This is a genomic window from Kitasatospora sp. NPDC090308 (genome assembly GCF_044769485.1).
Taxonomy (GTDB): Bacteria; Actinomycetota; Actinomycetes; order Streptomycetales; family Streptomycetaceae; genus Kitasatospora; species Kitasatospora fiedleri.
Genome location: NZ_JBIVXY010000002.1, coordinates 652,348 through 671,359, shown reverse-complemented (window position 1 = coordinate 671,359; position 19,012 = coordinate 652,348). Strand labels below are relative to the sequence as shown.

Below are 19,012 nucleotides of genomic sequence, written 5' to 3'. Positions count from 1 at the left end.
CTCGGAGCATGACCATCTCTTCCGATGCTCCGATCTCAAAGAAGATGCAGATCGCAAACGCCATCCGAGCGGAGATCGCTGATGGTCAGCCGCTTGCGGGATACAAGCTTCAGTCGCTTAGAGAGCTCGCCAACCGGTTCGGTGTCACTGCAGTGACGGTGTCGGGTGCCTTGCAGATCCTCATCGATGAGGGCTTGGTCGTGTCGGTGCCCAACCGTGGATACTTTGTCAGTGATGCAGACGCTCCTGATTGGGATGCGGAAGAGTCGGAGACCTCGGCGCAAGGGTCACCTGACTATGCAGCCCTCATCCGGCACCTAGAGGTACTCGACTCGACCGTCCGCAGCCTTGCGGAGCGGGTAGCTCGCCTTGAGAGCCTGATCGAAGCTCAGGATTGATTTGGTTCCTCGTCGCAGTAGTTGGTCGATCTAATCCTGATGATCTCTGGATGGGTAGATTGGGCGCGTTGGCGTCCTTGTTTCGTTCCTCCCGTTCTGCGACTGCTGACTGTCTTCGGGTCCGGTTACTTCCGTTCAGATACGGTCAGTGAAGCGCACGTTGGAGCAGTGTCTACAGGCTGAGACACGATCACTCATAGATCACTCACAGGCACAACCGCAGGGGGCGCGATGCCAAGCGAGACGCCAGGAAATGAGCCGTTCATCGCTGAGTTGAAGCGTTGGCGGGACGTACGAGGTAAGTCGCAGTCCGCCTTGGCGAAGCTGGTGGGTTACACACCGTCCTACGTCTCGAAGGTCGAGAGCGGCCAGCAGCGGCCGTCAGCGTCGTTTGCCGAACAGGCAGACCGGGTGCTCCAGGCCGGCGGCGCACTCCATCGGGCGTTCACTGAGGCCGAAGCACAGGGACGACTCGAATCGGCGATGCCCCATCCGGCAGCGCTCGAGCCTTCGGCCGGTGACAGCCAACCGACAAGCCTGATCGTCAAGCACGACGACGCCGAGCTGTACTACGACGGCCGGAGCTATCGCGCGACTCAGCGCCGGTGGCTCTACAACGCCAGCTCGGACCCGATCACCCGGTATCTGATCCGAATTTCCGTCGACCGCTTCCCAGGGAACCCGGAGCGCTCGAACCGTCTCTACCGCGAGAACCCATTGACGTGGGAAGAGATCGACCTCAGCGCGAAGGTAGGCAACGAACCCATCGGCTGGAGGGTTCAGCACGACCGGGACGCCTTCAAGGAGCTGTGGCTGCTGTTCGAGAGCGATTACGGCCGCTACCCGCTCTATCCAGGGGAAAGCACCTGGATCGAGTACTCGTACACCGTCGGTGACGAGAAGTGGGGAACGTGGTTCCAGCGGGCAGTCAGACTTCCCACTGAGCGGCTGAGCGTCCGGCTCGACTTCCCCGCTGAACTCGACCCGGCGGTCTGGGGGACTGAGACCACCATGACCGCGGCTGCCTTCCCGTTCCGAACCGCGATTCACCAGGACGTCGCCCAGGACCGGCGTACCTTCTCCTGGACCACAGAGGACCCACCGCTCCACGCGAGGTATCGACTGGAGTGGAAGTTTCGCGCCCGCCCGAACACCGAGGAGAACAGCCCGGCCATGACCACCACCAGCGCCAGCGAAAAGATGCGGTCGATCGGTGTTGTCCAGGCGGGAGATCCGATCCTGACCGGTCAGGCCCGAGCCTTCGATCTGCCGGCGGAAGCCGAAGACGTTCGGCGGGTCGTAGCGGAGCTGAACGCCGCAGCGGAGCGCGCAGCGGAAATCCACGTGTTCAGCAAGGGCATGGGTGTCGCGGCTCCGCAGCTCGGAATCGACCGGGCAGCAGCCATCGTCCGCACCGCTGACGGTGAGACCCTCACGTTGCTCAATCCCAAGGTGATCGAGGAGTCCGCTGAGGCCGACGAGCAGTACGAAGGTTGCTGGAGCTTCTTCGACGTGCGTGGCATGGTCCCTCGGCCTCGAAGCATCACCGTTGCGCACCAGGATGTTGACGGCCAACACCGGATCACGATCTTCGAGAACGCCGTAGCCCGTCTCGTCGCCCACGAGATCGACCATTTGGAGGGCACCCTCTACACCGCTCGTATGCGGCCGGGAGTGGAGCCCATCCCCGTCTCTGAATACCGAGGCACGGGCAGCGGCTGGACCTACGACGCGAAGAACGAGGCGCGGTAGCCCAAGCGAAGCACCACGCCGAACCCAACGGCGGGGAGGAGAGGTTCAGGGGGTGGGAGAGCTGGTTACGAGTTTCGCTACTTCATCAAGGCGCGCACAGCGCGCCAGCGCGCGGCCCTGGCCGCTCGCCTCCGCTCCTGTCTTCGCCCCGCGCCGGCGGCGGCCAGCCGCGCACGCGAGCGTGCCGCCAGGGATGCCGAGAAGTGAGAGTCCGCCAGAGGACCAGCGGGCGTCAGAGCAATGGGGCGCTGCCCCAAACCCCGGCCCTCCTCGGAGGGGACCGAGGACATGCGCACAGGTGCGGCCTCGATGTGGTTCATCGTGGACGGGTCGCGGGAGGCCCCCTCCTCGACCGGCCACCCAAGGGCGTACCCGGAACCTCCAGGGGCCGCCAAGGCCAAGCGCAAGCGTCACCCGGTGAGCCTTGGCGGCCCCTGGAGAACCCGGGTGCGGCGAAGCTGCCCGGTCGAGGAGGGAACCACCCGCTCAGCCCGAACTGTGCCAGCAGGCAGCGTTCAGCAACCCGTCATAGCGTTGAGATATGGCCAGTACCGATGTTGAGGACGTTTGGAGACCAGTAGGAACCTGTGCAAACTGTGGCCGGACAGAGTACGGCAGGTTCCAAGTGGAGGCTGGCACCAAGAAGGTGGTGGGGCGTGCATCAGGTCGACAATGTGACGGCGGCTGCACTCCCGATCAAGTTCACAACGCAGAACATCGCCAAACCACCTGAGTGTCGTGCCCCCAGCCATGCCCGATTGAACGGGGAACCACGGGCAAGAGCGGTTGGCTACGGTTCGGCCTAGGGTGGAACCCCAGGCGGCGTAAGGCCAGGTCAGCGCAGGTGGCCACTCTCCGCCCTCCGGAGGCGGGTGCGTAGGTTCGAATCCTACCGGGGGCACTTCGCAGGAAGTGTCGAACAAGGCTCAAGTCCAACGGACTTGGGCCTTTCCGCTGTCCCCGGGCTGCCCCGGTGCCCCCCCGGACGGCAGCCGCCGGGCTCCCCGCCGGTCCGGCCGCGCGAGCGCACGGCCGGAGACCGAGGGGGTGGCGCAGTGACCAGGACGGAGCCCGTCCCGAACCTGCCGGACGAACGGCTGTGCCGGCTGGCCGTCCGGGGCGAGTCGGGCCGGACGGCGGCCGGGCCCGGGGCGGTCGGCCGGCCGACCGCGCTGTTCGCCTTCCGGGGCGGCAGGCGCGGGCGGGAGGCCGCACTGGCGGGGAGCCCGGCGGCTTCCGTCCGGGGAGCGGGCGCACCTGCGGGCCACCGGCGAAGTCCCGGAGCGGTTCCTGGCCGAGGTCGGGCGGCCGGCCGCCGAGGAGCGCGCGCGGCGCTGAACTCCCGCCCCGCCCGCGGGCTTCCGGCACGGGGCCGGCCGCCGGGGTGTGGCAGGGTACCGGGGTGATGATCTCCGCTGAGCAGGTCCGACTCGTGTCCGGGGCGTCCGCGCCGATCCTGCTGCTGGGCGGCGCCCCGGTGCACGGCGCGCTGCCGGTGCTGCGGGTCGCGGACGGCGCGGTGCCCGGACTGGACGGCTGGTCGGTGTTCGCCAGCCCGACCATGTGCGTGCTGGACGGCCCCGGCGACGCGGGCTGCCTCTTCCCCACCCTGGGCGGCTCCTCCGGCACCGACGGCGTCGCCCACTGGTGCGCCGAGGTCGAGCGGGCCGGCGGCGCGCTCGTCGTCTCGCTGCCCGACCCGGCCGCGCTCACCGGCCCGCTCGACTGGCCCGCCCTGCTCGACGGCGGCTCCCGCGGCGGGTTCGCCGCGGCGACGGCGGCCTGACGGGGCGTCAGCGCGGCCCGGGCCGGCGGTGCCCGCCGCGCAGCACCAGCGCCGGGGCGCCGCGGTCGTACGCGCCGCAGGCCGTGGTGGACCACGGCGACCACTGGCGGGGGACGGCGAAGTAGGGCACCAGCACCGGCCCCCTGCGGCCCGGTGCGGCCTTCGCGGGCAGCAGCGCGGGCAGCACGTCCGGGGTCTGGCCCGCGAGGATCGCGGCCCGGCAGGAGCGGCAGGCGGGGCGGCGCTCGGCGGCGGCCTCCCGGGGCGACAGGTGCCGGCGCCGCCGCACCTTGCTGCCCCGGCCCGGCGCGAGCGGGATCTCGGCGGGGCCGTGCAGCGGGTTCCAGTAGCAGCGCACCTGGAGCGGGGCGGGGCGCTTCCCGGCGTGCAGCAGGTGCGCGGCGCCGAGCCGTTCGACGGCCTGCTCGGCCAGCACGATCGCGGCGGCCAGGTCCGGCAGGTCGGTGTCCGCGTCCCCGGCCTGGTCGAGCAGCCGCCCCGCGGCCTCGTACGCCTCCAGCGCCCACTGGTAGGCCAGCCTGGCGGCCGACTCCTCGCCGCCCAGCTCCAGTTCGGCGGCCCGGAAGACGGCCCCGGCGGCGGTCACCCGCTCGGCGGCGGTCTCCCGCAGGCGTTCCCGCAGCGCCTCCCACTCCCCCAGCAGCAGCGCCCGGCGGGCCCGCTCCTCGCGCCGGGTCGGCGGTGCGGCGGGGCTCACCGGGACGGCCGCCGCGACCTTGAGAAACCACCAGCGCCGGAACACCGCGCCTCCCCCCGTGCCTGTGCGTCGACGCCCCATTGTCGCCTCCCGGGCGGGGCGGCGGACAGCGGCGCGGCCGGGCGGCGGGCCCGGTTCGGCCGGTTCGGCCGGTCCGGCCGGTTCGGCCGGTTCGGCCCGCCCGGTCAGCTCGCCTCGGCGAGGAGTTCGGCGACGGTGTGGTCGAAGGCGGCGCTGTAGGAGGTGTCCTCGGTGTCGCCGCCCTGCTGGTAGCCGCCGATGACGCCGATGACCCGGCCGGTGGCGGTGTCGACGAAGGGGCCGCCGCTGGTGCCGCCGGGGAAGGAGGGGCAGTCGATGCGGCGCTGGTAGGTGTCCTGCCGACTGGTGGTGTTGGTGCACAGGCGGGGGAGTTCGGCACCGGCGGGGTAGCCGTAGAGGCGGACCTGGGCGGTCCAGGAGGCGTCGGTGCCGAGCGGGTTGCCGCCGAGCACGTCCTCGATCAGGCGGCCGTCCCGGGGGGCGACGGCGAGGATCGCGAAGTCCTCGTCCGGGTCGCCGCCGTTGCGCCAGCCGTCCGCGGTGTACACCTCGGTGACCTGCCAACTGCCGTACGGGGCAAGGCCGTCGCGGTAGCCGGGGACGAAGGTGACGCCGTTCGCGGAGGAGAGGCAGTGCGCGGCGGTGAGGATCAGGTCGCGGCCGGGGCTGTCGATGACGCTGGCGGTGCAGAAGTGGTGGCCGGGGCCGGTCGGGCCGGAGAACAGGGCGCCGACCCGGCGGGACTCGGCGTCGTCGGGGGCGGTCGCAGTGGTGCCGGGGGCGGTGTCCGACGGCGCGGCGGGCGGGGCGAGCAGGGTGGGGGCGGTGACGGGGGCGGCCTGCTGCACGGTGTCGGGGCCGCCGGCCGCGGGGTCGGACGCCGCGGCGGGCGTGGCCGCGGGGGCCGGCGTCGGCGTCGGGGCCGACGAGGGCGCGGCGGTGGCGGCGGGCGCCGGGGCGGTCATCGCCACGGTGTCGGTGCTGGGCCGTCCGGGGTGGCGCAGGTGGACGGTGAAGACCCCGGCGGTGGCCATCGCGCCGACGACGCCGACGGCGAGGACCGAGGTGAGGGCGGCCGACCGCAGCGGGCGCCGTCCGTCCTGCCTGGTGTGTCGTCCCATCGGGTGCCCCGTTCCGGCCGGTACTGGTCATGGCGGTGCGCGTGTGCCCGCTCCGGCCTCCAATATCCGCCGCGGAGCTGGGAAAGCCGTCAGTGCCGCCTGGGAGCCCGGTGAGATTTCCGGCCGCCCGCCACCCGTCCGGGAGGGCCCGCCACCCGTCCGGGGCGGGCCCGTCACCCGTCGGTGCGTCCGTCCGGGCGGGTCAGACCACCGCCCGGGCCTCGGCCGCGGCGCCCTCGCCCTCGGCCTCGCCGGGGGCGGGGCGGTGGTTGATCATCAGGAAGGCGACCACCGCGGCGAGCAGCAGGATGCCCATCGCGACGGTGGTGGCGACGGCGTAGCCGTGCACCGCGCCCTGGGCCTGGACCAGCGGGTCGGTGGGGTTGCGGGCGGCCAGGTAGGTGGCGGTGGCGCTGGCGGCGATGGTGTTGAGCAGCGCGGTGCCGATCGAGCCGCCGACCTGCTGGGCGCTGTTGATGATGGCGGAGGCCGCGCCGGTCTCCTCCGGGGCGACGCCGAGGGTGGCCAGGCTGATGGCGGGCATGAAGACCAGGCCGAGCCCGAAGCCGAGCAGCACTTCGGCGGGCAGCACCAGGGTGGTGTAGGGGCTGTCGACCTGGAGCTGGGTGAGCCAGGCCATGCCGCCGGCGCCGAGCAGCAGTCCGGGGACCATCAGCGCGCGGGTGGGGACCCGGGTCATCAGCCGGGAGCCGAGTCCGGCGGAGCTGACCACGATCGCGGCGGTCATCGGGAGGAAGGAGACGCCGGCCCGGATCGGCGAGTACCCCTTGATGACCTGGAGGTAGTAGGTCAGGAACAGGAACAGGCCGTACATGGCGATCACCGCGAGGCCGACCGAGAGCGCGCCGCCGGACCGGTTGCGGTCCCGGACCAGGTGCATCGGCAGCAGCGCGTGCGGGGTGCGGCGCTCGACCTGGGCGAAGACCACCAGCAGGGCGGCGCCCACGCAGAGCGCGGTGAGCACCAGCCAGTCGCTCCAGCCCCGGCTGACCGCCTCGGAGGTGCCGTAGACGATCAGCAGCAGTCCGCCGCAGCCGAACACGGCGCCCGGCAGGTCGAGCCGGACCCGGTGGGAGCGGTCGATGTGGTCGCGGCGCAGCAGCCGGAAGGCGGCGAGCGCGGTGATCAGGGCGATCGGGCCGTTCACGTACAGGCACCAGCGCCAGTCGAGGTACTCGGTGAGCAGTCCGCCGGTGATCAGGCCGATCGCCGCGCCGCCGCCCGCGAGCGCGCCGAACACGCCGAACGCGGTGGCCCGCTCGCGCGGGTCGCGGAAGGTGATCGACAGCAGGGCCAGGGCGGACGGGGCGAGCAGCGCGCCGAAGGCGCCCTGGAGGGCGCGGGCGATGAACAGCATGCCGCCGCTGGTGGCGAAGCCGCCGAGGCAGGAGGCCGCGGCGAAGCCGAGCAGTCCGACGATGAAGGTGCGTTTGCGGCCGAAGAGGTCGCCGATCCGGCCGCCGAGCAGCAGCAGTCCGCCGAAGGCCAGCGTGTAGGCGGTGATCACCCACTGCCGGTTGCCGTTGGAGATGTCCAGGTCGTGCTGCGCGGACGGGAGGGCGATGTTCACGATCGTCGCGTCGAGGACGATCATCAGCTGGGCGATGGCGATGACCGCCAGGGCCCACCAGCGGCGCGGGTCCGCCGCTGGGGTTTCGGGGGCGTTCCGGGAGGTCACCGTGGGCCGCCTTCCGCCGATCGGGAGTGGGGCTGGGCGCGTACGGCGCTCCTCCCAGGGAAACCCCGCGACGGGACGGCGGCAAGGCGAATTGTCGTGCTTGTCAAGATTTGGGACGGCCCGCGAGGGGGACGGCGTCCCGGGTGCCCGGCCGCATCGGCCACCCGGGACACGGCTTCTGTCCGCGTGTCCGTGCGACGGCGCTACAGCGCGCCCAGCTCGGTGACCAGGTCGTCCAGGCCAAGCGAGCCCTGGGACAGCGCCGCCATGTGCCAGCCCTTGAGGTCGAACTCCGCGCCGCGCGCCTCGGCGGCCGCCCGGGCCGCGGCCCGGCCGCGCAGCCAGGCCCGCTCGCCGAGCTTGTAGCCGATCGCCTGGCCGGGCAGGCCGAGGTAGCGCACCAGCTCGCTGTCCAGGAAGTCCGCGGACAGGCCGCAGTAGGCGCCGAAGAACTCCCGGGCCCGCTCGGGCCGCATCGGCTCGCCCGGGGCGAACGGCGAGTCGGCGGGGAAGTCCAGCTCGGCGTGCATGCCGATGTCGACGATCACCCGCAGCGCCCGCATCATCTGGGCGTTCAGGTAGCCCAGGCGGTGGCCCGGGTCGGTCAGGTAGCCGAGCTCGTCCATCAGGCGCTCGGCGTACAGCGCCCAGCCCTCCATGTTGGCGCTGACCCCGCCCAGGGTGACCTGGTAGGTGGAGAGCCGGTCCGCGACGTACGTCCACTGCGCGAGCTGCAGGTGGTGGCCCGGGACGCCCTCGTGGTACCAGGTGGAGATCAGGTCCCACTCCGGGAACGCCTCCCGGCCCAGGGTGGGCAGCCAGGTCCGGCCGGGGCGGGAGAAGTCCAGCGAGGGCTGGGTGTAGTAGGGGGCGGCGGCGCTGCCGGGCGGGGCGATCCGCGCCTCCACCTTCAGCAGCGGCTCGGCCAGGTCGAAGTGCACGCCCTGGAGGTCCTCGATGGCCCGGTCCATCAGGTCCTGCAGGTACTCCTGCACCTGCTGCTCGCCGCGGATCGCCGGGCCCTCGGTCTCCAGCCACTTCATGGCCCGCATCGGGGTCTGCCCGGGGCGGACCTTCTCCGCCTCGACCCGCATCTGGGCGTCCAGGTCGTGGAACTGCCCCCAGGCCCAGCGGTACGCCTCGTCCAGGTCGAGCTCGGCGCCCGTCCAGTACCGCACCCAGCGGGTGTAGCGCTCCCGGCCGACCGCGTCGGGGGTGCCCTGGGCGGCCGGGCCGTACACGTCGCGCATCCAGTCGCGCAGGTCGGCGAGCGAGGCGGTGGCCTCGACGGCGGTGGCGGTCAGCGGCTCGCGCAGGTGGGCGGGGGCGGTGGAGACCAGTTCGCCGAACCAGCCGCCGGGCAGCTCGCCCTCGATCCACTCGCCGAGCTGGCCGACCAGCGTCTCGACCTGGCGCGGCGCCGACAGCAGGCCGCGCCGGACGCCCTCCTCCAGGCTCTGCCGGTACTGGGCCATCGCCAGCGGGAAGCGGGCCAGCCGGCGGCCCAGCCGCTGCCAGTCCTCGTCGGTGTCGGTGGGCAGCAGGGTGAACACCTCGCGGGTGTTGTGCACCGGCGAGCCCAGGTTGCGGACGCTGCGGTAGCCCTCGCCCGCGTCGTGGACGGCCAGTTCGGCGGTCAGCCGCTCGCGCAGCAGCCGGGCGCAGCGGCGTTCGGCCTCGTCCTCGACCGGGCCGGACGCCTCCAGCGCGTCCAGGGCGGCCAGGGTACGGCGGGCGAGTTCGGCGGTCGCCTCGATGCCCTCGGAGGACAGGTCGGTCAGCCGGTCGTCCTCCGGGTTGAGGCCGAGGTACACCGCGGTCAGCGGGTCGGCCTCGGCGAGCGCGTGGACGTAGGAGTCGGCGAGTCGGCGCGGGGTGGGGCCGCTCGGGTGAGGGGTGTTCAGTTCATGAGCCATCCGGCCATCCTGTCGTAGCCGCAGGCGAATTCAACCCCTGTCAGGTATCGGCGTCGTCACCCCCGGACGGGGTCCGGGCGCCGGACGCCGCGCCGCGGGTCCCAGGTCGGCCGGCCCCGGGTGATCGGGCGGAAGGCGAGGCCGATCAGCACCGAGCAGAAGTGCCCCAGGTCGGTGAACGTGTGCGAGACCAGCAGCGGCACCAGGTAGAAGACGACCAGCCCGCACCCGTACACCCAGCGCCACGCCCCGGCCAGCGCGTACGTCAGCACGCCCTCCACCCCGGCCAGCGCGTACGACACGCCGACGTCCACCGTGGTCGACATGTTCGCCGGCAGCACGTGGTGGCGCACGCCCCAGGCGACCGCGCCCTCGCTGACGAAGGTCGCCAGCACGTGCGCGGTCAGCGCGACGGTCAGCCAGCGGCGGGTGCCGAGCCAGCGCTCGGCCGGCACGTGGAAGACGTGGAAGACCACGAAGTAGAACAGGAAGTTCGCCTGCTCGGTCCAGATCAGGCTGGCCAGCAGGGCGTGCACCGGGTGCGAGGAGAGCTGGTGCAGGTTGGTGGAGCGTTTCTGCAGGAAGTAGTCCAGCGTCGCCGGGTCCATCCGGGCCACCACGAAACTGGTGAACGCGAGCAGCAGCAGCCACACGTACGTCCCCGGGGACTTCCCGACCCACCGACCCGCCGCCCGCACCCACCGCACCGGCCGCTCCTCGTCGCGCTCCACCCGCACCTGGTCACAGTCTGCGGCCGCGCCCCGCGCCCCGCCCGGCGGGGACCCGCCGGTCGCGGCCGTGCGGAGGGGGTCCGCCGACCCGCCCGAGGTCTACCCTGGCACGCATGGCAGCGACCCCCTCCCCCGTCGAGGAGCCCGTCGACGACTCCCCCGCCGCGGAGCGGCCCCGCCGCGCCGCCTACCGGCGACTGCCCGTCCAGCAACGGCGCGACCAGCTCATCGCCGTCGCCCTCGAACTCTTCGCCGCCCGCCCGCCCGAGGAGGTCTCCCTCGACGACGTCGCCGAGGCCGCGGGCGCCTCCCGGCCGCTCGTCTACCGGTACTTCGCCGGCGGCAAGCAGCAGCTGTACGAGGCGGCGCTGCGCAGCGCCGCCGCCGAACTCACCACCCGCTTCACCGTCGAGCCCGCCGACGGCACCCCCACCCGGCAGCTCGGCGCCGTCCTGCACCGCTACTTCGACTTCGTCGACCAGCACGCCGCCGGCTACGGCGCGCTGCTGCGCGGCGGCTCGGTCGTGGAGACCGCGCGCACCTCGGCGATCGTCGACGACGTCCGCCGCGCGGCGCTGAGGCGCACCCTGCGCCACCTCGGCGTCCGGGAGGCCGGGCCCCGGCTCACCCTGCTGGTGCGCTCCTGGATCTCGGTGGTCGAGGCCTCGGCGATCAGCTGGCTCGACGAGGGCCGGCAGATCCCGGCCGACTCGCTCTGCGCCTGGCTGGTCGACCAGTTCGTGGTGATGGCCGCGGCCACCGCGATCCGCGACGACCAGACCGCGGAGGTGCTGCACGGCTGGCTGGAGCTGGAGACGGCGGACAGCCCGGCGGGCGTGCTCATCGCGCGGTTGCGCGACCTGGGGCTGTAGGAGGGGCCGGTGTTCGGGCCCCGGCGGGGCCCCTACGCCTGGCCGAGGGTGGTCTCCTGGCGGCCCAGGCCGGTGACTTCGAGGGCGAGCCGGTCGCCGGGGCGCAGGAAGGGCGTGCCGGGGCGGCCGAGGGTGACGCCGGCGGGGGTGCCGGTGATGACGACGTCGCCGGGGTCGAGGCGCATGAAGTGGGTGAGGTAGCGGACCGTCTCGTGGACCGGGAAGATCATGTCGGCGGTGCTGCCGTCCTGGCGGAGCTCGCCGTTGACCCAGAGCCGCAGGCCGAGCGCCTGGGGGTCGCCGAGTTCGTCGGGGGTGACCAGCCAGGGGCCCAGCGGGGTGAAGGTCTCGGCGGACTTGCCCTTGTCCCACTGGCCGCCGCGGTCGAGCTGGAAGGCGCGCTCGGTGACGTCGTTGGCGGCGGCGTAGCCGGCGATGATCGCGGCGGCGTCCGCCGCGGAGTCGAGGTAGCGGCCGGTGCGGCCGATGACGACGGCGAGTTCGACCTCGTAGTCGGTCTTCCGGCTGCCGCGCGGGACGAGCACCTGGTCGTGCGGGCCGACCAGGGTGTTGGCGGGCTTGAGGAAGACCACCGGCTCGGCCGGTATCGCGGCGCCGGCCTCGGCCGCGTGGTCGCGGTAGTTGAGGCCGATGCCGACGATCTTGCCGGGGCGGGCGACCGGCGGGCCGGTCCGTTCGCCGGTGAGGTCGGTGACGGGGAGGTCGGCGGGGTCGAGCGCCGCGGGGTCGAACCGGGCGAGGAACACGCCGTCGAGGTCGGGGGTGAGGGGGCGGAGGTCGCGGGCGGTGCCGTCGGGGGCGAGGACGACCGGTCGTTCCGCGCCCGCAGGGCCCACACGGAGGAGCTTCACTGCCTGTCACCACCTGATTCGTCTCGGGGGCGGGTGGTCCCCCGCCCCGGGACATCGAGGTATACCAGCGGCGCTCACCTGCGGAACAGTGGTTCCGATTCGGCGAATTCCTCCCGATCGGAGGGCTCGGGCGGGGACCGGCTCGGTGGCCCGCACCCTTGACAGCGGCCCGCCCGCAGTTTCGACGGCGGCCCGCCCGCAGCCGTGACGGCGGCCCGGCGGCCGCTCAGGTCTCGCGCTGCGGGCGGTACTCGGCCTCCTCGACGCCGAACGTCCAGGCGACGCCGGCCCGCGCGGTGCGGGTGGCGGGCGGGACGCGCAGGTAGTAGGTGCGGTGGGTGCCGTCCGGCTCGGGGGTGGAGTTGAGCACCTCGACCATCACCACCGGCTCGTCGTTCGGGAGCTGGATCCGCCACAGGGTGCCGGTCTCGTCCCGGTGCAGCGGTTCGGCGCCGGACTCGGCCAGGTAGCGGTCGTAGCCGAAGTGCTCCAGCATGACGCGGCGCAGCTCGGCGTTGTCCTCGGCGCGGATGCGCTCGGGGGTGAGGCCGGTCAGCCGGTCGAGGAAGTCGGCGGGGACGGGCATGCCGCGCCAGGCGTGCAGCGCGAAGCCGTCGGCGTAGGCGAGGGCGGGGCCGTCGGCGCGGTCGAGCCGGCCGGCCTCGTCGCGGTGCAGGGCGACGGGGCGCTCGCTGAGCAGCACGGTGCGCTCGTACGGCCACCACCAGCCGGTCTGGCGGGCGATGCCGGCCAGCGCGGCCAGCGCCGGGTCGCCGGTGCCGGCGGTGTCGAAGGCGGCGAGCCAGGCGGCGTCGTGCTGGCCGGCCACCGCGTCCAGCAGGAGCAGGCGGACCCGGCCGCGCTGTTCGGCGGCGGCCAGCCGGGCCGCCCGGTTCTCGGGCTTGCGGGCCTCGGTCCAGTCGTCGATCGGCTCGGGCTCGGGGGCGAAGTGGTCGAGCAGCGCGGCGCGGACGCGTTCGGCGGGCAGCGCGGTGGTGGTGGCGAGTTCGGCGCCGGTGGTGGCCCACAGCTCGCCCCAGCCGCCGGGGCCGAGCGCGGCGAGGGCGGCGGTGCGGGCCCGCTCCCAGGCGGCGGTGCGCACCTGCTCGCGCACGCTCGCCCCGAACTCCTCGCGGCGCGAAAGGAGTTCGGCGACGGCGGCGCGCGGCGAGGGGCACCAGCGGAACTCGGCGGGCTCGGCGAGGCCGGCGGCCCGGTAGGCGTCCCGGACGGCCTGCTCCACGGTGGCCCGGTCGGCGGGGCCGGTCGCGGCGGCGACGGCCCGCCAGTGGGCCACCGAGAGGTCGGCCGGTCGGCCCGTCAGCTGGCTGCTCATCAGTTTCCTGTCCTCGTGCGGTGCGGGTGGCGGGTCGGGTGCGGTGGCGGGTACGCGCGCGGGCGGGGGCCCGGGGGGATCAGTCGGCGACCACCCGGACCGCGTTCGGCGTGTACTCGCGCTGGCGGACCACCCGGAACCAGCCGCCGGGCAGGGCGATCGCGGCGTGCTCCTCGTGGACCACCCGGCCGCCCTCCGGCAGGTGCAGCCAGGAGAAGCCGAACGGGCCTCCCTCGCGGACGAGTTCGCCCGGGCCGACCACCGCGTGGGCGTGCCCGGTGACCTCGCCGAGGGCCAGCACCAGCCGCCCGCGGGCGTCCCTCGGCTGCCGGGCCATGTGCGCGACGGCGGCCGGCACGGCGCTCTGCGCGACCGGCACGATCAGTACGTCTCCCTGGCGGTACACGGGGCCTCCCGGTGGTCGGGTCCGGCCCGCTGCCGAACGCCACGTCAGGAAAACTAGGCCGCGCCACCGACAACCCCGCTCCCGCCGGGTCCTTCGTGCGGGTGAACGTCACGGGCGGCTGGTAGACAGGTCTCGGCCATCACGCGCACGAGCACCACCGGCACGGCGGCCGAGCACCACGGACGACGAGCAGCGACCAGCGACGAGGAGCAGCGCATGACCATCAACGAGCACGCCGAGGCGTTCCACGGCCTCCCGGTGACCGACTTCCGGGCGGCCGCGGCGGAGGGGAAGCTGCCGGCGGCGGACGCCACCGCCTGGCGGATCGCCCTGGACTGGGACGACGAGCAGGGCTTCGACGAGCTCTGGCAGAAGTTCCTGGAGACCGTCGAGCCGGAGCGGGTCACCGCGCTGGTGCTCGGCCGCTGGTTCCCGGAGGAGCCGGAGCCGCTCTCCAAGGCGCTGCCGCAGATCCTCGCCGCCGCCGACCGGCTGCCCGCGCTGCGCGGCCTGTTCCTGGGCGACATCACCTTCGAGGAGTGCGAGATCTCCTGGATCCAGATGTGCGACATCACCCCGGTGTTCGCGGCGTTCCCGCGGTTGGAGGAACTGGTGGTGCGCGGCGCCGGCGAGGACTACGAGGACAACGAGCGGCTCGGCCTCCAGCCGGTGGAGCACGCGGCGCTGAAGGCGCTGCGCTTCGAGTCCGGCGGCCTGCCCGCGAGCATCGTCCGCGCGGTCGGCGCCTGCGACTTCCCGGCGCTGGAGCGGCTGGAGCTGTGGCTCGGCGTGGACAACTACGGCGGCGACTGGACGCTGGACGACCTCGCCCCGTTCCTGTCCGGCACCAAGCTGCCCGCGCTGACGTACCTGGGCCTGCAGGACTCGGTGTTCCAGGACCAGATCGCCGCGCTGGTCGCCCGGGCCCCCGTGGTGCCCCGGCTGACCGGCCTGTCGCTGTCCATGGGCGCGTTCACCGACGAGGGCGCGGGGGCGCTGCTGGAGGGCCAGCCGCTCACCCACCTGAAGACCCTGGACCTGCACCACCACTACCTCACCGAGGGCATGCAGCAGCGCCTGCGGGACGCCCTGCCCGGCGTCGAGATCGACCTCTCCGGCGCCGAGGACCCGGGCGACAACTGGCGCTACGTCGCCATCTCCGAGTAGGCGGGACGGCGCACGTGACCTCGCACCAGCTGGTCGTCCTGGGCTCCCCCGGGCACCGCCGGACCACCCTGTTCGCCGCCGCGGCCCGCGCCGCCGGCCGGCCGGAGCCCGCCGTGCTGCCCTGGTCCGCCGTGCTGCGCGGCCGGTACGAGCTGCCGCCCGGCGCGGTGGTCCGGATCGACTCGCCCGGGGAGGACCCGGCGGCCGACCGGCTGCTGCGCGGCCCCGTCCTCGGCGCGGGCTACGCCCCGACCCGGGTCGAGGGCGGCCCCGCCTGGTACGCGGGCGTCACCGCGGCGCTGCGCGCCCTGGCCGAGCGGCCCGGGGTGCGGCTGCTGGGCGATCCGGACGAGATCGCCGTCATGTTCGACAAGCGGCGCGCGCACGCCCGGCTGGCCGCCGCCGGGGTGCCGGTGCCGCCCGCGCTGCCGGGCGGACTCCCGGGCTCCTGGCGGGAGTTGCGGGAGCGGCTGGCGGACGCCGGGATGCGCCGGGTGTTCCTCAAGCCGGTGCACGGCTCGTCCGCCTCCGGGGTGGTGGCCCTGGAGTTCGGCCCGCGCGGCCGGGTCCAGGCGACCACCTCGGTGGAGCTCGCCCCGGACGGGCTGCACAACTCGCTCGCGGTGCGCCGCTACCGCTCCGCGGCGGAGGTCGCCGAGCTGGTCGACCGGCTCGCCCCCGAGGGGCTGCACGTCGAGCGCTGGGTCCCGAAGTCCGAGCAGGGCGGCCGGGCGGCGGACCTGCGGGTGCTGGTGGTCGGCGGCCGGGCCACCCACGTGGTGGTCCGCACCAGCCGGCACCCGATGACCAACCTGCACCTCGGCGGCGTCCGCGGCGAGCCGGCGGCGGTCCGGGCCGCCGCCGGGGAGCGCTGGCCCGGGCTGCTCGCCACCGCGGAGGCCGCCGCGCGCTGCTTCCCCCGCTCCCCGATGGTCGGCGTCGACCTCCTCCCGCACGCCCGCTGGCGGCGCGCCCTGGTCGGCGAGGTCAACGCCTTCGGCGACCTGCTCCCGAACCTCCCCGGCCTGCCCGACGGACCGGCCCCGGGTCTCGACACCTACGCGGCCCAACTCGCCTCCCCGGCGTACGCGTTCGGCCCTCCGGCGGGCGAAGGGGAGCCCGCCGTCCTGCCCCGCATCCTGGAGGCGCGGTGATCCCCGACATGAACGAGGTGGTCGGCTCGCACGACCTGCTGCTGGTCACCCTCGACACGCTGCGCTTCGACGTCGCCGCGGAGCTGCTCGCGGCCGGCCGGCTGCCCCACCTGGCGAAGGTGCTCCCGCCCACCGGTTGGGAGCGCCGGCACTCGCCGGGGAGTTTCACGTACGCCGCGCACCAGGCGATCCTGGCCGGGTTCCTGCCGACGCCCGCCTCGCCGGACGGGCCGCACCCGCGGCTGTTCGCGGCGCGGTTCGCGGGTTCGGAGAGCACCGAGCCGCGCACCTGGGTGTTCGACGCGCCCGACCTGCCGACGGGGCTGGCGCAGGCCGGGTACCGGACGGTCTGCGTCGGCGGGGTGGGGTTCTTCAACAAGCAGGGGCCGCTCGGCTCCGTCCTGCCGGGCCTGTTCCAGGAGAGCCACTGGGCGCCGGAGCTGGGCGTCCCGTCGCCGACCTCCTTCGAGTCGCAGGTGGCCGTGGCCGAGCGGGTGGCGGCCGAACAGCCGCCCGGGCAGCCGCTGTTCCTGTTCGTCAACGTCTCGGCGCTGCACCAGCCGAACTGGTTCCACCTGCCGGGGGCGACCCGCGCGGACGGGGACAGCCGGGCCACCCACGCCGCCGCGCTGGAGTACGTGGACGCGCACGTCGGGCGGCTGTTCGCGGCGATGACCGCCCGGCGCCCGTGCTTCGCGATCGTCTGCTCGGACCACGGCACCGCGTACGGCGAGGACGGGTACACCGGCCACCGGATCGGCCACGAGGTGGTCTGGACCGTCCCCTACGCGCACTTCACCCTCCCGGCCACCCCGCAGGAGCCCCGATGAGCACCGTCGCCGCCACCACCGTCGGCACCGAGTCCCCGTACCAGAGTTACGTCTACGCGTACCCGCACAAGACGGCCTACCGCCCGCTGCCGGAGCGCCCGCGGCTCGCGGAGCTGTGGCGGGGCGAGAAGCAGGACGCGCTCTCGCTCTACCTGCACGTGCCGTTCTGCGAGGTGCGGTGCGGGTTCTGCAACCTGTTCACCCGGATCGGCAGCCCGGAGGGGCTGACCACCGCCTACCTGGACGCGCTGGAGCGGCAGGCCCGGCAGGTGCGGGAGGCGCTGGCGCCGGAGGCCCGGTTCGCGCTGGCGGCCTTCGGCGGCGGGACGCCGACCTACCTGACCGCGGCCGAGCTGGAACGGCTCTGCGACATCGCCGAGTCGGGGACGGGCGCGGACCTGCGGGCGGTCCCGCTGTCGGTGGAGGCGTCGCCGGACACCGCGACGGCCGACCGGCTGCGGGTGCTGGCCGAGCGCGGGACGACCCGGCTGAGCCTGGGCGTGCAGTCCTTCCTGGACGGGGAGGCGCGGGCCGCGGTGCGCCCGCAGAAGCGGGCGGCGGTGGAGGCGGCGCTGGGCCGGGTGCGGGACGCCGGGTTCCCGGTGCTGAACATCGACCTGATCTACGGCATCGACGGCCAGACGCCGGCCAGCTGGATCGCGTCCCTGGACGCGGCGCTGGCCTGGCGGCCGGAGGAGCTGTACCTGTACCCGCTGTACGTCCGCCCGCTGACCGGCCTGGGCCGGCACGCGGGGACCGCGGCGAACCCCGCCTGGGACGCCCGGCGGCTGGCGCTGTACCGGGCGGGCCGCGACCACCTGCTGGCCGAGGGGTACCGGCAGGTGTCGATGCGGATGTTCCGCCGGACCGGCGCCGCGAGCGCGAGCGCGGGCGAGTACGCCTGCCAGACCGACGGCATGGTGGGCCTGGGCTGCGGGGCCCGCTCGTACACCTCGCGGCTGCACTACTCCTTCGACTACGCGGTGGACGCCCGCGAGGTGCGCCGGATCATCGACGACTACGTGGCCGCGTCGGACTTCTCCCGGGCCGAGCTGGGCTGGGTGATGACGGACGAGGAGACCCGCCGCCGCCACCTGGTGCAGTCGCTGCTCCAGGGCGAGGGCGTCGACCTGGCGGCCTACCGGGAGCGCTTCGGCAGTACCCCGGAGCTGGACTTCCCGGCCGAGCTGGCCGAGTTCGCCGCCCGCGGCTGGCTGGCGGCGGACGACCCGGCGCGGCTGCTGCTGAGCCCGGAGGGCCTGGCCTGGTCGGACGCGGTGGGGCCGCGGCTGTTCTCGGCCGGGGTGCGGGCCAACATGGCGGAGTACGAGGCGAAGTGACCGACCGTACGAGCGAGTTGACGATCCTGTACCGGGGCCCGCTGTCCTCCTGCGACTACGACTGCCCGTACTGCCCGTTCGCCAAGCGGCGGGACACCCCGGAGCTGCTGCGCGCCGACCGGGCGGCGCTGGAGCGGTTCACGGCCTGGGCGGCGGCGTACCGGCACGGCCGGCTGTCGGTGCTGTTCACGCCGTGGGGCGAGGGGCTGGTGCGCAGCTGGTACCGGCGGGCGATGGTGGAGCTGAGCCGGCTGCCGCACCTGGAGCGGGTGGCGATCCAGACCAACGCGAGCTGCCGGACGGGCTGGCTGGCCGAGGCGGACCGCGCGAAGCTGGCGCTCTGGGTGACGTACCACCCGGGGCAGGTGAGCGAGCGGCGCTTCCTCGCCAAGTGCGCCGAACTCACCGCGCTGGGCGTGCGGTTCAGCGTCGGCGTGGTCGGGCAGCCGGAGCACCTGGCGGCGGCCCGGCGGCTGCGCGCGGCGCTGCCGGCGGGCGTCTACCTGTGGGTGAACGCGGCCGACGGGCTGACGTACACCGACGCCGAGGCGGCCGGGTGGGCGGAGCTGGACCCGCTGTTCGGCTACAGCCGCCACCCGCACCGCAGCGCGGGGCTGCCGTGCCGGACCGGGGAGAGCGTGGTGTCGGTGGACGGGGACGGCACGGTGCGCCGCTGCCACTTCGTCCGGCCGCCGCTGGGCAACCTGTACGACGACTCGTACCGGGACCAACTGCGGCCGCGGGCGTGCCCGTTGGGGAGCTGCGACTGCCACATCGGCTACGTGCACCTGGAGTCGCTGCCGCTGTACGACGTGTTCGCGGGCGGCGTGCTGGAGCGCATCCCGCACGGGTGGTGAGGGATGCGCTCCGGG

Annotated in this window: 17 protein-coding genes; 9 read left to right on the top strand and 8 right to left on the bottom strand. The window is 74.0% G+C overall.

Annotated features, from left to right (window positions below; all coding sequences use genetic code 11):
* Positions 1–8 precede the first annotated feature (8 nt).
* From ACIQVD_RS06980 to ACIQVD_RS06970, 3 genes are all read left to right on the top strand, one after another.
* Positions 9–398 carry a GntR family transcriptional regulator gene (locus ACIQVD_RS06980; protein WP_402286525.1) on the top strand — a complete coding sequence of 130 codons (390 nt, stop codon included), beginning with the start codon at positions 9–11 and terminating at the stop codon, positions 396–398.
* A 231-nt stretch (positions 399–629) separates the two neighbouring features.
* A complete protein-coding gene (locus ACIQVD_RS06975) occupies positions 630–2,150 on the top strand; it encodes a peptide deformylase (protein ID WP_402286523.1) in 1,521 nt (506 codons plus the stop codon).
* Between the two features lie 1,405 nt (positions 2,151–3,555).
* Positions 3,556–3,936: a hypothetical protein gene (locus ACIQVD_RS06970; RefSeq protein ID WP_400681807.1), complete on the top strand. Its 381-nt coding sequence runs from the start codon at positions 3,556–3,558 to the stop codon at positions 3,934–3,936.
* A gap of 7 nt (positions 3,937–3,943) precedes the next feature.
* Here the strand turns inward: ACIQVD_RS06970 and ACIQVD_RS06965 are convergent, their stop codons facing one another.
* The 5 genes from ACIQVD_RS06965 to ACIQVD_RS06945 all read right to left on the bottom strand — a co-directional run bounded on the left by ACIQVD_RS06965 (position 3,944) and on the right by ACIQVD_RS06945 (position 10,169).
* A complete protein-coding gene (locus ACIQVD_RS06965; protein WP_402286520.1) occupies positions 3,944–4,699 on the bottom strand; it encodes a hypothetical protein in 756 nt (251 codons plus the stop codon).
* 140 nt (positions 4,700–4,839) lie between these two features.
* The gene (locus ACIQVD_RS06960; RefSeq protein ID WP_402286518.1) at positions 4,840–5,817 is read right to left on the bottom strand and encodes a trypsin-like serine peptidase; all 978 of its coding nucleotides are present in this window, start codon (positions 5,815–5,817) and stop codon (positions 4,840–4,842) included.
* A gap of 202 nt (positions 5,818–6,019) precedes the next feature.
* Entirely contained in the window at positions 6,020–7,516 is a 1,497-nt protein-coding gene (locus ACIQVD_RS06955; RefSeq protein WP_400681812.1) for an MFS transporter, read from the bottom strand.
* A gap of 203 nt (positions 7,517–7,719) precedes the next feature.
* Positions 7,720–9,432, bottom strand: coding sequence for a DUF885 domain-containing protein (locus ACIQVD_RS06950; protein WP_402286516.1), 1,713 nt, complete (start codon positions 9,430–9,432; stop codon positions 7,720–7,722).
* Between the two features lie 56 nt (positions 9,433–9,488).
* Positions 9,489–10,169, bottom strand: a complete 681-nt coding sequence (locus tag ACIQVD_RS06945) for a rhomboid-like protein (RefSeq protein WP_402286513.1) — start codon at positions 10,167–10,169, stop codon at positions 9,489–9,491.
* 107 nt (positions 10,170–10,276) lie between these two features.
* Between ACIQVD_RS06945 and ACIQVD_RS06940 the strand changes: the two genes are divergently transcribed.
* Positions 10,277–11,035 (top strand): TetR/AcrR family transcriptional regulator, encoded by a 759-nt coding sequence (locus tag ACIQVD_RS06940; RefSeq protein WP_400681819.1) that lies wholly within the window; start codon positions 10,277–10,279, stop codon positions 11,033–11,035.
* 32 nt (positions 11,036–11,067) lie between these two features.
* On the opposite strand, the gene ACIQVD_RS06935 is transcribed toward ACIQVD_RS06940, so the two are convergent.
* From ACIQVD_RS06935 to ACIQVD_RS06925, 3 genes are all read right to left on the bottom strand, one after another.
* Positions 11,068–11,907, bottom strand: coding sequence for a fumarylacetoacetate hydrolase family protein (locus ACIQVD_RS06935; protein WP_402286510.1), 840 nt, complete (start codon positions 11,905–11,907; stop codon positions 11,068–11,070).
* Positions 11,908–12,133: 226 nt separating this feature from the next.
* Positions 12,134–13,243, bottom strand: a complete 1,110-nt coding sequence (locus ACIQVD_RS06930) for a DUF6745 domain-containing protein (RefSeq protein WP_400681825.1) — start codon at positions 13,241–13,243, stop codon at positions 12,134–12,136.
* Between the two features lie 79 nt (positions 13,244–13,322).
* Positions 13,323–13,649 carry a hypothetical protein gene (locus tag ACIQVD_RS06925; RefSeq protein ID WP_100836368.1) on the bottom strand — a complete coding sequence of 109 codons (327 nt, stop codon included), beginning with the start codon at positions 13,647–13,649 and terminating at the stop codon, positions 13,323–13,325.
* 216 nt (positions 13,650–13,865) lie between these two features.
* On the opposite strand from ACIQVD_RS06925, the gene ACIQVD_RS06920 reads away from it, so the two are divergent.
* The 5 genes from ACIQVD_RS06920 to ACIQVD_RS06900 are packed head-to-tail and all read left to right on the top strand — an operon-like array spanning position 13,866 to position 18,997.
* Positions 13,866–14,816, top strand: coding sequence for an STM4015 family protein (locus tag ACIQVD_RS06920; RefSeq protein ID WP_402286506.1), 951 nt, complete (start codon positions 13,866–13,868; stop codon positions 14,814–14,816).
* Positions 14,817–14,830: 14 nt separating this feature from the next.
* Positions 14,831–15,970, top strand: coding sequence for an STM4014 family protein (locus ACIQVD_RS06915; protein WP_402286504.1), 1,140 nt, complete (start codon positions 14,831–14,833; stop codon positions 15,968–15,970).
* 8 nt (positions 15,971–15,978) lie between these two features.
* The gene (locus ACIQVD_RS06910) at positions 15,979–16,800 is read left to right on the top strand and encodes an STM4013/SEN3800 family hydrolase (RefSeq protein ID WP_400682646.1); all 822 of its coding nucleotides are present in this window, start codon (positions 15,979–15,981) and stop codon (positions 16,798–16,800) included.
* On the top strand, positions 16,797–18,140 hold the full coding sequence (locus ACIQVD_RS06905) for an STM4012 family radical SAM protein (RefSeq protein ID WP_402286501.1): 1,344 nt from the start codon (positions 16,797–16,799) through the stop codon (positions 18,138–18,140). Before ACIQVD_RS06910 ends, ACIQVD_RS06905 begins: the two co-directional genes overlap by 4 nt.
* Positions 18,137–18,997, top strand: a complete 861-nt coding sequence (locus ACIQVD_RS06900) for an STM4011 family radical SAM protein (protein WP_400681834.1) — start codon at positions 18,137–18,139, stop codon at positions 18,995–18,997. The genes ACIQVD_RS06905 and ACIQVD_RS06900 overlap by 4 nt, the downstream gene beginning before the upstream one ends.
* The last annotated feature ends 15 nt before the right edge of the window (positions 18,998–19,012 follow it).